Origin of the sequence: Streptomyces sp. TLI_55 (genome assembly GCF_900206255.1) — a bacterium.
GTDB classification, from domain to species: domain Bacteria; phylum Actinomycetota; class Actinomycetes; order Streptomycetales; family Streptomycetaceae; genus Streptomyces; species Streptomyces aquilus.
In genome coordinates this window covers 7,576,421-7,591,077 of the sequence record NZ_OAOJ01000001.1, presented here as the reverse complement: position 1 = coordinate 7,591,077, position 14,657 = coordinate 7,576,421, and the positions used below count along the sequence as shown (strand labels likewise).

General features: G+C 70.5%; 10 protein-coding genes and 1 tRNA gene. 2 read left to right on the top strand and 9 right to left on the bottom strand.

Annotation, left to right across the window (positions count from 1 at the left end):
- Positions 1 to 126 precede the first annotated feature (126 nt).
- The 3 genes from fusA to CRP56_RS34725 all read right to left on the bottom strand — a co-directional run bounded on the left by fusA (position 127) and on the right by CRP56_RS34725 (position 3,374).
- Positions 127 to 2,172 (bottom strand): elongation factor G, encoded by a 2,046-nt coding sequence (gene fusA, locus CRP56_RS34740; RefSeq protein ID WP_097270815.1) that lies wholly within the window; start codon positions 2,170 to 2,172, stop codon positions 127 to 129.
- 356 nt (positions 2,173 to 2,528) lie between these two features.
- Positions 2,529 to 2,613, bottom strand: a tRNA-Leu gene (locus CRP56_RS34730).
- Between the two features lie 74 nt (positions 2,614 to 2,687).
- Entirely contained in the window at positions 2,688 to 3,374 is a 687-nt protein-coding gene (locus tag CRP56_RS34725; protein WP_097270811.1) for a GntR family transcriptional regulator, read from the bottom strand.
- A gap of 240 nt (positions 3,375 to 3,614) precedes the next feature.
- On the opposite strand from CRP56_RS34725, the gene CRP56_RS34720 reads away from it, so the two are divergent.
- The gene (locus CRP56_RS34720; protein WP_097270809.1) at positions 3,615 to 4,040 is read left to right on the top strand and encodes a PAS domain S-box protein; all 426 of its coding nucleotides are present in this window, start codon (positions 3,615 to 3,617) and stop codon (positions 4,038 to 4,040) included.
- Positions 4,041 to 4,108: 68 nt separating this feature from the next.
- Here the strand turns inward: CRP56_RS34720 and frc are convergent, their stop codons facing one another.
- A complete protein-coding gene (gene frc, locus CRP56_RS34715) occupies positions 4,109 to 5,365 on the bottom strand; it encodes a formyl-CoA transferase (RefSeq protein WP_097270807.1) in 1,257 nt (418 codons plus the stop codon).
- 29 nt (positions 5,366 to 5,394) lie between these two features.
- Positions 5,395 to 7,146, bottom strand: a complete 1,752-nt coding sequence (oxc, locus tag CRP56_RS34710) for an oxalyl-CoA decarboxylase (RefSeq protein ID WP_097270805.1) — start codon at positions 7,144 to 7,146, stop codon at positions 5,395 to 5,397.
- A 256-nt stretch (positions 7,147 to 7,402) separates the two neighbouring features.
- Here oxc and CRP56_RS34705 point away from each other — a divergent pair, with 256 nt between their 5' ends.
- Positions 7,403 to 9,013 carry a FadD7 family fatty acid--CoA ligase gene (locus CRP56_RS34705; protein WP_097270803.1) on the top strand — a complete coding sequence of 537 codons (1,611 nt, stop codon included), beginning with the start codon at positions 7,403 to 7,405 and terminating at the stop codon, positions 9,011 to 9,013.
- A 3-nt stretch (positions 9,014 to 9,016) separates the two neighbouring features.
- On the opposite strand, the gene CRP56_RS34700 is transcribed toward CRP56_RS34705, so the two are convergent.
- From CRP56_RS34700 to CRP56_RS34685, 4 genes are all read right to left on the bottom strand, one after another.
- The gene (locus tag CRP56_RS34700; protein WP_097270801.1) at positions 9,017 to 9,958 is read right to left on the bottom strand and encodes a LysR family transcriptional regulator; all 942 of its coding nucleotides are present in this window, start codon (positions 9,956 to 9,958) and stop codon (positions 9,017 to 9,019) included.
- Positions 9,959 to 10,073: 115 nt separating this feature from the next.
- The gene (locus tag CRP56_RS34695) at positions 10,074 to 10,286 is read right to left on the bottom strand and encodes a formate dehydrogenase subunit delta (protein WP_257041426.1); all 213 of its coding nucleotides are present in this window, start codon (positions 10,284 to 10,286) and stop codon (positions 10,074 to 10,076) included.
- A 1-nt stretch (position 10,287) separates the two neighbouring features.
- The gene (fdhF, locus tag CRP56_RS34690; protein ID WP_097270800.1) at positions 10,288 to 13,056 is read right to left on the bottom strand and encodes a formate dehydrogenase subunit alpha; all 2,769 of its coding nucleotides are present in this window, start codon (positions 13,054 to 13,056) and stop codon (positions 10,288 to 10,290) included.
- Positions 13,053 to 14,657: a formate dehydrogenase beta subunit gene (locus CRP56_RS34685; RefSeq protein ID WP_097270798.1), complete on the bottom strand. Its 1,605-nt coding sequence runs from the start codon at positions 14,655 to 14,657 to the stop codon at positions 13,053 to 13,055. The genes fdhF and CRP56_RS34685 overlap by 4 nt, the downstream gene beginning before the upstream one ends.

Below are 14,657 nucleotides of genomic sequence, written 5' to 3'. Positions count from 1 at the left end.
CCGCCCTCTCCCCGTCGGCTGCGTGCCCCGCACGCCGGGACACCCGTTCAGTTCGCACCACGAACGATATTTGTTCGTGGTGCGAACCGACAACGGGACCTGAGTCCTAGGACCGGAGTCCTGGGCCTAGCCGGCCGTCACCGCGGAGGGCGCCGGGGCGTACCCCGTCGGCCGGGCCGTGAAGGTGCCTCTGCCCTGGGTCCGGCTGCGCAACCGGGTTGCGTAGCCAAAGAGTTCGGCGAGCGGCACGGTGGCCGCGACGACCGCCGAACCGGCGCGCGCCGCCGAACCCGTGACCCGGCCGCGCCGGGCCGCGAGGTCGCCGAGCACTCCGCCGACCGCCGCGTCCGGCACGGTGACCGTGACCTCGGCGACGGGTTCGAGCAGCACCATGGCGCAGGCGCGCAGGGCGTCCCGGAGCCCGAACCGGCCCGCCGTACGGAAGGCCGTGTCGGAGGAGTCCTTCACATGGGTCGCCCCGTCGGTGAGGGTGACGCGCAGCCCGGTCACCGGGTGACCGCCGAGCGGCCCCTCGGCCAGGGCGTCCCGGCAGCCGGCCTCGACCGCCCGGACGTACTCCTGCGGCACCCGCCCGCCGACGACGGCCGAGCGGAACTCGAACCCGGCGTCCACGGGCAGCGGCTCCACGTCGAGGACGACATGCGCGAACTGCCCTGCTCCGCCGTCCTGTTTGACGTGCCGGAAGACGAACCCGGACACCCCGTGCCCGACGGTCTCCCGCAGCGCCACCCGCGGCCGCCCGGCGTTGACGTCCAGCCCCCGGTCACGCCGCACCTTCTCCAGCGCGACCTCCAGATGCAGTTCGCCCATGCCGGACAGCACCGTCTGCCCGGTCTCCGGGTCGGTGCGCACGACCAGCGACGGGTCCTCCTCGGCGAGCCGGGCGAGCGCCTGGGCCAGCCGGTCGGTGTCGGTGGACCGTACGGCCTCGACCGCCACGGACACGACGGGTTCGGCGACCCCGGGCGGTTCGAGGACGAGCGGGGCGTCCGGCGCGCACAGCGTCGACCCGGCGCGGGCCGCCTTCAGCCCGCCGACGGCCACGATGTCCCCGGCGACCGCCCGCTCCAACTGGGCGTGCCGGTCGGCCTGCACCCGCAGGATGCGCCCGATGCGCTCGGTACGCCGTACACCCGAGTCCCACACCGTGTCCCCCTTCTCGATCGTTCCGGAGTAGACCCGGAGATAGGTCAGGCGCCCGGTCGGGGTGGCGTTCACCTTGAACACCAGCCCGGCGAACGGCGCCGCCGGGTCGGCGGGCCGCTCCTGCCCGTCGCCCTCGCCGGTGCCGCGTACGGCGGGCACGTCGAGCGGCGACGGCAGATAGGCCACGAGCGCGTCGAGCAACGGTTCGACACCACGGTTGCGGTAGGCCGAGCCGCACAGCACCACGACCCCGTCGCCGGAGTGCGTGAGGTCGCGCAGCGCGTCGCCGAGCGTCCGCGCGTCGAGCGCCGACCGGGCGCAGAACTCCTCCAGCGCGCCGGGGTGGAGTTCGGCCACGGCTTCCTCCAGCAGCCGACGCCGCCGCGCCGCTTCCTCGGCGAGCGCCTCCGGGATCTCCTGTACGACCATGTCGCCGCCGTCGGCCCAGGTCAGCGCCCGCATCCCGACCAGGTCGACGACCCCGTGGAAGCCGCCCTCCGCCCCGATGGGCAGCTGCACCACGAGGGGCGCCGGGTGCAGCCGCTCCCGGATGGAGGCGACGGCGGCGTCGAGGTCGGCGCCCGCGCGGTCCATCTTGTTGACGAACGCGATCCGCGGAACGCCGTACCGGTCGGCCTGTCGCCAGACGGACTCGCTCTGCGGTTCCACGCCCGCGACGGCGTCGAACACCGCGACCGCGCCGTCGAGCACCCGCAGTGAACGCTCCACCTCGTCGGCGAAGTCGACGTGCCCCGGGGTGTCGATCAGGTTGATGCGATGACCGTCCCAGGCGCAGCTGATCGCCGCCGCGAAGATCGTGATGCCGCGGTCGCGCTCCTGCGGATCGAAGTCGGTGACGGTCGTGCCGTCATGGACCTCACCGCGCCGGTGCGTGGTGCCGGTGGCGAACAGGATCCGCTCGGTGACGGTGGTCTTGCCGGCGTCGACGTGGGCGAGGATGCCCAGGTTGCGGACGGTGGTGAGAGGGTTGCTGTGAGTACGCACGGCCCATGGCCTTTCGAGGTGTTCCGTGAAAACGGGGCAGCGCGATTCCCGTACGAAACACTCGACTTGACGGTATGTCAGGAGTTCGTGACGGGCATCCGGCACCGGCCGCGCAGCGGGCGCCGGGCGGCCGGGGACACGAGGATCACCTCGTAGCGGGTACGGGAAGCGACGACTGCGGTGCGGTCACACACGGCCGGGCTCCCCTCGTTCGTCACGATCTCTTTGATCTCGTGGTGAGTGTAGGGAGGGGGCGGGAGGGTCGGCACATGATTATTCGACGGCCACGCACGCAACGAAAAACAGCTGTGCGGGTCGAGAAGATCCTCGACCTGCACAGCTGCGGTTACTCTCTGTGTCCGAGGGGGGACTTGAACCCCCACGCCCGATAAAGGGCACTAGCACCTCAAGCTAGCGCGTCTGCCATTCCGCCACCCGGACTAGGTGTCTGCCGCCTGGCCGGGGGTGCTCCCCGCGGCGACACGGACAACAATACCAAGCTTTCGGAGTGCCTTTCACCTGCGTTTCCGTCCACGCTCGTGGTACATCCTCCGGGTCTGCTCGGTGTGGGTCCGCATGGCCTCGATCGCCCGCTGTTCGTCGCGGTCCGCGATCGCCGCGATCAGTTCGCGGTGCTCGATCCAGGACTGCCGGCCGCGCTGCCGCGCGACCGGCGTGTAGTACCAGCGGACCCGCCGGTCGACCTGGGCCGCCAGCTCGGCCAGGACCTTGTTGCCCGCGAGCTCCATGATCTTCGCGTGCAGCCGGGCGTTCATCGCGACCGCGCCGTCCACGTCGTCGGCCGCGACGGCCCGCTCACCCTCGGCGCACAGTTCCTCGAGGGCGGCGATGGCCGCGGTGCCGGCGTTGGCCGCGGCGAGCCGGGCCGCCTCGGCCTCCAGGAGGGTGCGGACAGTGAGGAGTTGGTCGGCCTCTTCGTCGGTCGGTTCGTGCACGAACGCGCCCTGAGCCGGGCGCAGGTCCACCCACCCCTCGGTACTGAGCCGCTGCAACGCCTCGCGCACCGGCTGACGTGAGACCCCCAGATGCCCGGCGAGCTCGCTCTCGACCAGATGCCGGCCGGGCTGGAGGGCGCGGGTGGTGATGAGTTCGAGGAGCGCCTCGTAGACCCGGTCACGCAGCGGGCCGGGACGTTCGAGCTTGGGCACCGCACCCTGTGGCAGGCCAGTCGTCGACAACATCACGGCCCCTCCTCGTCAGCGTCGTCGCTGCGTGCAGGAGGCAATTATGAATTGGCTTTCGCCTACAGTCTACGGCGCACAAACGGGCCGGAGTCTTGCTGGCTCCAATCTCATCCTGTAGACAATATTTCGTCGACACGGTTCGTCGGCGGCGGGACCCTGAGTGGCGGGGAGCGCCCCCTGCGCCGCAAGGGTCCCGCCTCACCCATGCCAGTGACACAGCCCCTGCACGGAGGCGACATGGAAGATCTCAACCCCGAGGTGGTCCTGGGAATGGCCGCCCAGGCACCCGACGGCATCGTGATCATCGACGGCGACGGACTCATCCGGTACTGGAACCAGGGCGCGGAGCGTATCTTCGGGTTCTCGGCGGCCGACGTGGACGGCCGAAGTCTGGACGTCATCATCCCCGAGAAGCACCGCAAGCGGCACTGGGACGGCTTCCAGGAGGCCATGGACCGTGGCACCAGCAAGTACGGAGAGGCCGATCTGCTGAACGTGCCCGCGCTGGCGGCGGACGGGCGCAGGATCTCCATCGAGTTCAGCGTGGTCATGCTCCCCGCCGCCGACGGTGACATGTACTGCGGGGCGGTCATCCGGGATGTGACCGCGCGGCGGGAGCGGGAACGGGAGCTGATGCGGCGGCGTGCCGAGGCGGCCGTCTGAACCGTCAACGCGTATGAGAGTGGGGGCCGTTGCCTTTCCGGCAACGGCCCCCACTCAGCTGTCCGCTCCTACACGATGACGCCGGTCTCCTTCAGGCGGCCGATGGTCTCCTCGTCGTAGCCGAGTTCGACCAGGACCTCGGAGCTGTGCTCGCCCAGCAGCGGGGCGCCGGTGATGTCGGGCTTGAAGGAGGAGAACTTCACCGGGCTGCCGACGGTGAGGTAGGTGCCGCGTTCCTTCTGCTCGACCTCGACGACCGTGCCGCTCTTGCGCAGGTCCTCGTCGTAGGCGATCTCCTTCATGCTCATCACAGGGGCGCAGGGCACCTCCCACTCGCGCAGGATGTTCACCGCCTCGTACTTGGTCTTGTCGGCGAGCCACTTCTCGATCTCGGCGAAGATCTCGAAGATGTGCGACTGACGGGCGCGCGCGGTGGCGTACTTGGGGTCCTCGGCCCACTCGGGGTGGCCGATCACCTCGGCCGTCCGCTTCCAGTTCTGCTCCTGGACGGTGAAGTAGATGTACGCGTTCGGGTCGGTCTCCCAGCCCTTGCACTTGAGCACCCAGCCGGGCTGCCCGCCGCCGCCCGCGTTGCCGCCGCGCGGGACGACGTCGGTGAACTCGCCGTTGGGGTACTGGGGGTACTCCTCCAGGTAGCCGACCCGCTCCAGGCGCTGCTGGTCGCGCAGCTTGACGCGGCACAGGTTGAGGACGGCGTCCTGCATGGAGACGGAGACCTTCTGGCCCTTGCCGGTCTTGTTCCGGTCGATGATCGCGGTGAGGATGCCGATCGCCAGGTGCATCCCGGTGTTGGTGTCGCCGAGGGCGGCGCCGGAGATGGTCGGCGGGCCGTCCCAGAAGCCGGTGGTGGAGGCGGCGCCGCCGGCGCACTGGGCGACGTTCTCGTAGACCTTGAGGTCGTTCCAGGACGACTGGTCGTTGAAGCCCTTCACCGAGCCGAAGATGAGGCGAGGGTTGATTTCCTGGATGCGCTCCCAGGTGAAGCCCATGCGGTCCAGGGCGCCCGGCGCGAAGTTCTCCACCAGGACGTCGGCGTCCTTGATGAGCTTCTCCAGCACCTCCTTGCCCTCGGGGGTCTTGGTGTTGATGGCGAGGGAGCGCTTGTTGCTGTTGAGCATCGTGAAGTAGAGCGCGTCGAGGTCCTCGATGTCCCTGAGCTGACGGCGGGTCACGTCGCCGCCGTTGGGGCGCTCCACCTTCAGGACGTCGGCGCCGAACCAGGCGAGCATCTGTGTGCAGGCGGGACCGGCCTGGACCCCGGTGAAGTCGATCACCTTGATTCCGGCGAGCGGCTTTTCACTCATGTCTGCTTCCTTTGCGTGGAGTTACGTGGTCACTTGGCGGCCGGCGTGATGTTGCCGACGGTGATGCCCTTGGGGTTGAGGTGCGAGATGTGGCCGCTCTCGGTGCCGGCCGAGGGGTCGATGACGCAGTCGATGAGCGCCGGGCCGCCGGCGGCGAGGGCCTCGGTGAGGGCGGCGGTGACCTCGGCGGGGGTGGTGGCGCGGTAGCCCTTGCCGCCGAACGCCTCGATGAGGAGGTCGTGGCGGGCCGCCGACATGAGCGTGGTGGGCGAGGGGGCGTCGTCGTACGGGTTGGTGTCGTCGCCGCGGTAGACGCCGCCGTTGTTCATGATCACGGTGACGACCGGGAGCCGGTAGCGGCAGATCGTCTCGATCTCGATGCCGCTGAACCCGAAGGCGCTGTCGCCCTCGACGGCCACGACCGGCTGGCCGCTCTCGACGGCGGCGGCGATGGCGTACCCCATGCCGATGCCCATGACGCCCCAGGTGCCGCTGTCGAGGCGGTGGCGCGGTACGTGCATGTCGATGACGTTGCGCGCGATGTCCAGGGCGTTGGCGCCCTCGTTGACGAGGTAGGTCTCCGGGCGGGCGTGGATGACGTCGCGTACGGCCTTCAGGGCGCCCATGAACTGCATGGGGTGCGGGTCGGCCGCCAGCCGCTGGGCCATCTTGGCGACGTTGTGCGCGGAGCGCGCCCCGAGTTCGTCGCGCCAGGCCGAAGGGGCCTGGATCTGGCCGGGCTTGGTGCGTTCGGCGAGGGCGTCGAGCACCGACTCGATGTCGCCGACGAGCGGGGCGGCGATGGGCTGGTTGCTGTCCATCTCCTTGGGGTCGATGTCGATCTGGACGAACTTGGCGTCCGGGTTCCAGCCCGCCTGGCCGTGGCCCAGCAGCCAGTTGAGGCGGGCGCCGATCAGCAGGACGACGTCGGCCTTCTTCAGGGCCAGGGAGCGGGCAGTGGCCGCGGACTGCGGGTGGTCGTCGGGCAGCAGGCCCTTCGCCATCGACATCGGTACGTACGGGATGCCCGTGGACTCGATGAACTCCCGTACCTTGTCGTCCGCTTGGGCGTACGCGGCGCCCTTGCCCAGCACGATCAGCGGGCGCTCGGCGGCGGCCAGCAGCTCGATGGCGCGGTCCACGGCGTCGGGGGCGGGGAGTTGGCGCGGCGCGGGGTCGACGAGGCGGCTCAGGGTCCGCTCGCCCTCCGCCTTGGGCATGATGGCGCCGAGCACCGCGGCGGGGATGTCGAGATAGACCCCGCCGGGGCGCCCGGAGATCGCGGTGCGCAGGGCGCGGGCGATGCCGCGGCCGATGTCCTCGACGCGGCTGACGCGGTAGGCGGCCTTGACGAACGGCTGGGCGGCGGCGAGCTGGTCCATCTCCTCGTAGTCGCCCTGCTTGAGGTCGACGAGGTGGCGCTCGCTGGAGCCGGAGATCTGCACCATGGGGAAGCAGTTGGTGGTCGCGTTCGCCAGCGCGACGAGGCCGTTGAGGAAGCCCGGTGCCGACACCGTGAGGGCCACGCCCGGCTTCTTGGTGAGGTAGCCGGCGGCGGCGGCCGCGTGTCCGGCGTTGCTCTCGTGCCGGAAGCCGATGTAGCGGATGCCCTGGGCCTGAGCGAGGCGGGCGAGGTCGGTGATCGGGATGCCGACGACCCCGTAGATGGTGTCGACGTCGTTCATCTTGAGCGCGTCGACGACCAGGTGGTACCCGTCGGTCAGCTGCTCGGTCGGCACGTCGGCTGCTGCCGCGGTCTCCTGTGTCGAGGGGGCGGTCATGGTCCGGGGTCCTCCTTGGGCAGGTCCTGCCGGTGCGGCTACTCCTCTCACCATCCGCAGCGGGTTCGCCCGCGTCCAAGACCCATCGGCGACCAGCCGATAAGCAACTTCTATCGAGGGCTGGTGAAGGGCCCCGCAACTCCCTTGATAGGCGCCCGTTATCGGGCGTTCGGCAGTGCGTATTGGACGGCCGCCGACGGTCGCCGCAGGCTCGCAGAGGACTGTTGCATCGGACCTTGGGCTAGGGGGTGGGGTCATGGCCGCTGTGGTCGCGGCGTCCGTGCGCGACGCGGGCCGGTACCGGCCTCCGACGCTGACGGGCCTGGTCGATCTCCTCGACGGGCAGGTGCGGGAACGTCCGTACGCCCATGCTCTCGTCGTCGGCGGTGAGCGGGTCCACCTGTCCTATCGCGCCCTCGCCGCCCTGGCCGACGACGTGGCCGCCCGGCTCGGCGGGGCCGGGCTGCGGCGCGGTGACGCGGTCGGGGTGCTGTCCGCCAACACGGTCGAGTTCGTGGTGGCGTTGTTCGGTGCGGCACGGGCCGGGCTGGTGGTCGCGCCGCTGGATCCGGCGCTTCCGATGGCACAACTCTCGGCCCGTGTGGGTGCGTTGGGCGCGCGGGGTGTTCTGGTGGGGCCGCCCGTCGCGGGCACCCGGCTGCCGGTGCCGGCGTGGCCCTTGCGGGTCGGCGTCTCCCGGGCGGGCACGGCGTCGGTCGCCCTCGACGTCGAACGGGCGGCCCCTGTGCCGGGAGCCGCAGACATCGGTGCCGCCGCCCATGCACCGGAAGCCGCCACCGAGTTGTCGGGCGACGACGCCCTCGTGATGTTCACCGCCGGGACCAGCGCCCGGCCGAAGATGGTGCCGCTGACGCATGCGAACGTCACGGCGTCCGTGCGGAACATCTGCGCCAGCTACGAGTTGGGGCCGGGAGACGCGACGGTGGCGGTGATGCCGTTCTTCCACGGTCACGGGCTGTTCGCGGCTCTGCTGGCCTCGCTGGCGAGCGGCGGCTGTGTGCTGCTGCCCGAGCGGGGGCGGTTCTCCGCGACGACGTTCTGGGACGACATGCGGGCGGTGGCCGCCACGTGGTTCACGGCGGTCCCGGCCATGCACGAGATCCTGCTGGACCGCTTGGAGCAGGAGTACCCAGGGCCTCAGGTGCCGCCGCTGAAGTTCGTCCGCAGTTGCAGCGCTCCGCTCAACACCGCCACACAGCGGGCCTTGGAGCGGACGTTCGGCGCGCCCCTGCTGTCCGCGTACGGGATGACCGAGTCCTCGCACCAGGCGACCAGTGAACCTCTGCCGGGGCGTGGGGAGTTGAAGCAGGGCTCGGTCGGCCGGCCGACCGGGGTCGAGGTCCGCGTCGTCGGCCCCGGGGGGATTCCCTGCCCCGTAGGGGTGGAGGGCGAGGTGTGGGTGCAGGGGCCCACGGTCGCCCGCGGGTATCTCGGCGACGCGGACGGGACGTCGTACACCTTCGTCGACGGCTGGCTGCGCACCGGTGACCTGGGCACGCTGGACGCGGACGGGTATCTGTCGCTGACCGGGCGGATCACGAACCTCATCAACCGCGGTGGGGAGAAGATCGCGCCCGAGCACGTGGAGGACATCCTCGCCGGGTGCCCGGGGGTGGCGGCGGCGGCCGTGTTCGCCGTACCGGACGCGACGTACGGGCAGCGGGTCGGGGCCGCTGTGGTGGTGCGCGACGGGGAGGGCGTGGACGCGGCGGAGATCCTGCGGTACTGCCGGGACCGGCTCGCCGCGTTCGAGGTACCCGACCGGCTCGAAGTGGTCGACGCGCTGCCGTACACCGCCAAGGGAGGGCTCGACCGGAAGGCCGTGCAGGCACGGTACGCGCCGTGAGCGTCAGGGGACGGCGCGCACGAGGTGGTCGGCGGGCAGCGGGCGGGCGAAGACGTCGTCCAGGGACAGGCCCGTCGCCGCGTTGACGAAGGCGCGGGCGGCGACCGAGCCGGGGGTTCCGGCGTGGATCGCCACCGAGACCTGGGCGCCGGCCTCCGGGTCGACGAGGGGCAGCGCCCGGGTGCGGCCGACGACGGGCATCGCGCGCAGCCAGGTGTGCGGGACGATGCTCGCCCAACCGCCGCCGCCCACATGGGCGTAGAGGGAGGCGATCGAGTCGGTCTCGATCTGCGGGGTCACCACGAACCCCTTCTCGGCGAAGACGGTGTCGACGATCTGCCGGATGCGCATGTCGGGTGTCAGCAGGGCGAGCGGCAGTTGGGCCGCGTCCGCCCAGGTGACGGTGGCGGACTGGGTGACCGGCTGGTCGTCCGACACCAGCAGCATGTACCGCTCCTGGTAGAGGGGGACGACCTGGAGGCCCTCCTGGTCGCCGGGGTCGAAGTGGGCGATGGCCACGTCGAGTTCGAAGTCGCGCAGCTGGCGGTGGAGTTCCTTGGTCGACAGCCGGGAGCGGACCTGCACCTTGGCCAGGGGGTGGGCGGCGCAGAACGCGGCGACGGGCAGGGCCAGGGTCGTCGAGGCCGTGGGGTCGGTGCCGAGCCGCAGGGTGCCGGTGATGCCGGACTGGACCGCGGCCACCTCGGCCTTGAAGGCGTCCTGTTCGGCGAGGATCCGTTTGGCCCAGACGACCAGCCGCTCACCCTCCGGGGTGAGCCCCTGGTAGGTGTGGCCGCGGTTGATGAGGGTGACGTTCAACTCCCGTTCCAGCTTGGCGATCGCCGCCGACAGCGCCGGCTGCGACACGAAGCAGGACTCGGCCGCCCGGGCGAAGTGTCGTTCCCGCGCCACCGCCACGAAGTACTCAAGCTGCCGGAACAGCATGAACGACTCCTCTCTGGCCGGGCAGGCAGACCCGGAGGCTGTAGACGGCCGACGCAGATACTGTATGCAGTATCCGTTCAGCGTGTACAGCCCCGGGCGTGCCGGAGACGAAGCCTCAGCGGAGGAGCTCCACCGCGGCGACCACCAACGGATCGAGACCGTTCCCTCCTGCGTCGGCGTACTCGTACAGCCGGGCGCGCATCCGCGGGTCCCAGAACCGGCCGATGTGCCCCGCGATCTCCGCCGCCGCCCGCTCCTCGGGCAGATGCCGGAGGTTCCTGGCGATGTCGTTCGCCATCCGCTGCTCGGACGGCACGGTCGCGGTCATCTCAGCTCCCCGCCGTCGCCAGGCCGACCTGCACGGCGGTCACCTTGTACTCCGGGCAGTTGGTGGCCCAGTCGGAGTTCTCGGTGGTGACGACGTTCGCGCCGGTCACCGGGTGGTGGAAGGTCGTGTAGACGACCCCGGTCGGCATCCGGTCGGAGATCTCCGCGCGCAGGGTGGTCTCGCCGACCCGGCTGGCCAGGGTGACCATGTCACCGTTCTTGATGCCGCGGTCCTCCGCGTCATGCGGGTGCAGTTCGAGGATGTCCTCGGGGTGCCAGGCGACATTGCCGGTACGGCGGGTCTGCGCGCCGACGTTGTACTGGCTCAGGATGCGGCCGGTCGTCAGGACCAGCGGGAAACGCCTGGTGCTGCGTTCGTTGGTGGGGACGTACGACGTGACGACGAACCTGCCCTTGCCGCGCACGAATTCGTCCACGTGCATGATGGGCGTGCCCTCCGGGGCCTCCTCGTTGCAGGGCCACTGCACGCTGCCGAGCTTGTCGAGCAGTTCGAAGGAGACGCCGGTGAAGGTGGGGGTGACGGCGGCGATCTCGTCCATGATCTGCCCCGGGTGGTCGTACGCCATCGGGTAGCCCATGGCGGTGGCGATCTCGCTCACGATCTGCCACTCGTGCTTGCCGGTCTTGGGCTTCATCACCGCGCGGACGCGGTTGATGCGGCGCTCGGCGTTGGTGAAGGTGCCGTCCTTCTCCAGGAAGGAGGCGCCGGGCAGGAAGACGTGCGCGAACTTGGCGGTCTCGTTGAGGAACAGGTCCTGGACGACGACCAGTTCCATGGCTTCGAGGGCGGCGGTGACGTGCTTCAGGTTGGGGTCGGACTGGGCGATGTCCTCGCCGTGCACGAACAGGCCGCGGAAGGAGCCGTCGATGGCCGCGTCGAACATGTTGGGGATGCGAAGTCCCGGCTCGGCGAGGAGGGTTCCGCCCCAGAGGTTCTCGAAGACGGTGCGCACCGCGTCGTCCGAGACGTGGCGGTAGCCGGGGAGTTCGTGCGGGAAGGAGCCCATGTCGCAGGAGCCCTGGACGTTGTTCTGGCCGCGCAGCGGGTTGACGCCGACGCCGTCACGGCCGATGTTGCCGCACGCCATCGCGAGGTTGGCCATCCCCATGACCATGGTCGAGCCCTGGCTGTGCTCGGTGACACCGAGGCCGTAGTAGATGGCGCCGTTGGGCGCCGCCGCGTACAGCCGTGCGGCGGCGCGGAGTTCGGCGGCAGGTACGCCGGTGATCTCCTCGACCGCCTCCGGACTGTTCTCGGGACGGGCGACGAACTCCGCCCAGTCGTCGAAGCCTTCGCAGCGGGCAGCCACGAAGGACCGGTCGACGAGGTCCTCGGTGACGACCACGTGGGCCATCGCGTTGACCACCGCCACGTTGGTGCTCGGCCGCAGCTGGAGGTGGTGGGCGGCCTCGATGTGCGGCGAGCGCACGAGGTCGATGCGGCGCGGATCCACGACGATCAACTGGGCGCCCTCGCGCAGCCGTCGCTTCATCCGGGAGGCGAACACCGGGTGCCCGTCGGTGGGGTTGGCGCCGATCACCATGATGACGTCGGCCTCGGCGACCGAGCGGAAGTCCTGGGTGCCGGCCGACTCGCCGAAGGTCTGCTTCAGTCCGTAGCCCGTCGGGGAGTGGCAGACGCGGGCGCAGGTGTCGACGTTGTTGTTGCCGAAGGCCGCGCGGACCATCTTCTGGACGACGTACACCTCCTCGTTGGTGCAGCGGGAGGAGGTGATGGCGCCGACCGCGCCCGAGCCGTGCCGGTCCTGGATCTCGCGCATCCGGCGGGCGACCGTGCCGATCGCCTCGTCCCACTCGACCTCGCGCCACGGGTCGGTGATGCGGTCGCGGACCATCGGCTTGAGCACGCGGTCGGGGTGGGTGGCGTAGCCGAAGGCGAAGCGGCCCTTCACACAGGAGTGGCCCTCGTTGGCGCCGCCGTCCTTGTACGGGACCATGCGTACGAGTTCGTCGCCCCGCAGCTCGGCCTTGAAGGAGCAGCCGACGCCGCAGTAGGCACAGGTGGTGACAACCGACCTGGTGGGCATGCCGAGTTCGACGACCGAGCGCTCCTGGAGCGTGGACGTCGGGCAGGCCTGGACGCAGGCGCCGCAGGAGACGCACTCGGAGTCCATGAAGGACTCCCCCGCGCCCGGTGAGACCTTGCTGTCGAAGCCGCGGCCCTCGATGGTGAGCGCGAACGTGCCCTGGACCTCGCCGCAGGCGCGCACGCAGCGGGAGCAGGCGATGCACTTGGACGGGTCGAAGTCGAAGTAGGGGTTGGAGGTGTCCTTCTCGGCGTCGAGGTGGTTCGCGCCCTCGTAGCCGTAACGGACCTGCCGGAGGCCCACCACGCCTGCCATGTCCTGGAGTTCGCAGTCGCCGTTGGCGGGGCAGGTCAGGCAGTCGAGGGGGTGGTCGGAGATGTAGAGCTCCATGACGCCCTGGCGGAGCTTCTCCACCTTCGGCGTCTGGGTGCTCACCTTCATGCCGTCCGAGCAGGGGGTGGTGCAGGAGGCCGGGGTGCCGCGGCGGCCGTCGATCTCGACCACGCACAGGCGGCAGGAGCCGAAGGCGTCCAGGCTGTCGGTGGCGCACAACTTGGGTATGTCGACGCCGGCTTCCGCCGCGGCACGCATCACCGAGGTGCCCTCGGGGACGGTCACCGGCAGGCCGTCGATCTCGACGGAGACCGTGGCCGGGCCCGGTCGCTCCGGTGTTCCGAAGTCGGGTTCCTTGAGGAGCGTCATACCGTGCCCTCCGTCCGCGCGTTCACGGGGTGGATGTCCAGGAGCGTGCGCCCGCCGAGGAAGTCGTCGGGGAAGTGGGTGAGGGCGCTGCGCACGGGCATCGGGGTGAGCCCGCCCATCGCGCACAGCGAGCCGTCGGTCATCAGGTCGCAGAGGTCTTCGAGCAGCGCCAGGTTCTCGTCGCGGTGCGTACCGGCGACGATCTTGTCGATCACCTCGACACCGCGTACGGCCCCCACCCGGCAGGGGGTGCACTTGCCGCAGGACTCCTCCGCGCAGAACTCCATCGCGAAGCGGGCCTGCGCCGCCATGTCCACGGTGTCGTCGAAGACGACGACCCCGCCGTGCCCGAGCATCGCGCCGGCCTCGGCGAACGCCTCGTAGTCCATGGGCAGGTCGAACTGTGCCTCGGGCAGATACGCGCCGAGCGGCCCGCCGACCTGCACGGTTCGTACGGGGCGTCCGGTGCGGGTGCCGCCGCCGTACTCCTCGATCAGCTCGCGCAGGGTGATGCCGAACGCGGTCTCCACGATGCCGCCGCGGGCGATGTTGCCGCCGAGCTGGAAGACCTGGGTGCCGCGGGAGCGGCCGACGCCGAGGTCCTGGTAGGCCTTCGGGCCGTCGGCGAGGACGACCGGGACGGTGGTGAGGGTCAGGACGTTGTTCACCACGGTCGGCTTGCCGAACAGGCCCTCGATCGCCGGGATCGGCGGTTTCGCCCGGACCATGCCGCGCTTGCCCTCCAGGCTCTCCAGCATGGAGGTCTCCTCGCCGCAGATGTAAGCGCCGGCGCCTACGCGGACATGGAGGTCGAAGTCGAGCGACGAGCCCAGGATGCCCTCGCCCAACCATCCTTGTGCACGGGCGAGTTCGATGGCCTCGCGCATCGTGGTGATGGCGTCCGGGTACTCCGAGCGGATGTAGACATAGCCCTCGCTCGCGCCGACCGCGTGCGCCGCGATGGTCATGCCCTCGATGAGCAGGAACGGGTCGCCCTCCATGACCATCCGGTCGGCGAAGGTCCCGCTGTCGCCCTCGTCGGCGTTGCAGCACACGAACTTCAGCTCGTCGGCGCAGTCCAGCACCGTCTTCCACTTGATGCCGGCCGGGAATCCGGCGCCGCCGCGGCCGCGCAGTCCCGACTCGGTGACGGCGGCGACGACATCGGCGGGGTCCATGTCGAGGGCGGCGCGCAGGCCCTTGAGGCCGCCGTGTTCGACGTAGTCCTGCGGGGAGAGCGGGTCGGTGACGCCGACTCTGGCGAAGGTGACCCTCGTCTGCCGTGCCAACCAAGGGAGTTGATCGACGAGGCCGAGTCGCAGCGGGTGTTCCGCGCCGTCGAGCAGGCCGGCGGCGAGGAGTCCGTCGACGTCCTCGGGGGCGACGGGTCCGTAGCCGACGCGGCCCTGTGGGGTGGCCACCTCGACCATCGGCTCCAGCCACAGCATGCCGCGCGATCCGTTGCGTACGACGTCGATCGCGAAGTCCCCGCGGGTGGCGGCGCGTTGGAGGGCGGCAGCCACCTCGTCGGCGCCGACGGAGCGGGCCGCCGAGTCGCGGGGGACGTAGACCGTCGCGGCGGAGTGGGCAGCGTCGTTCAT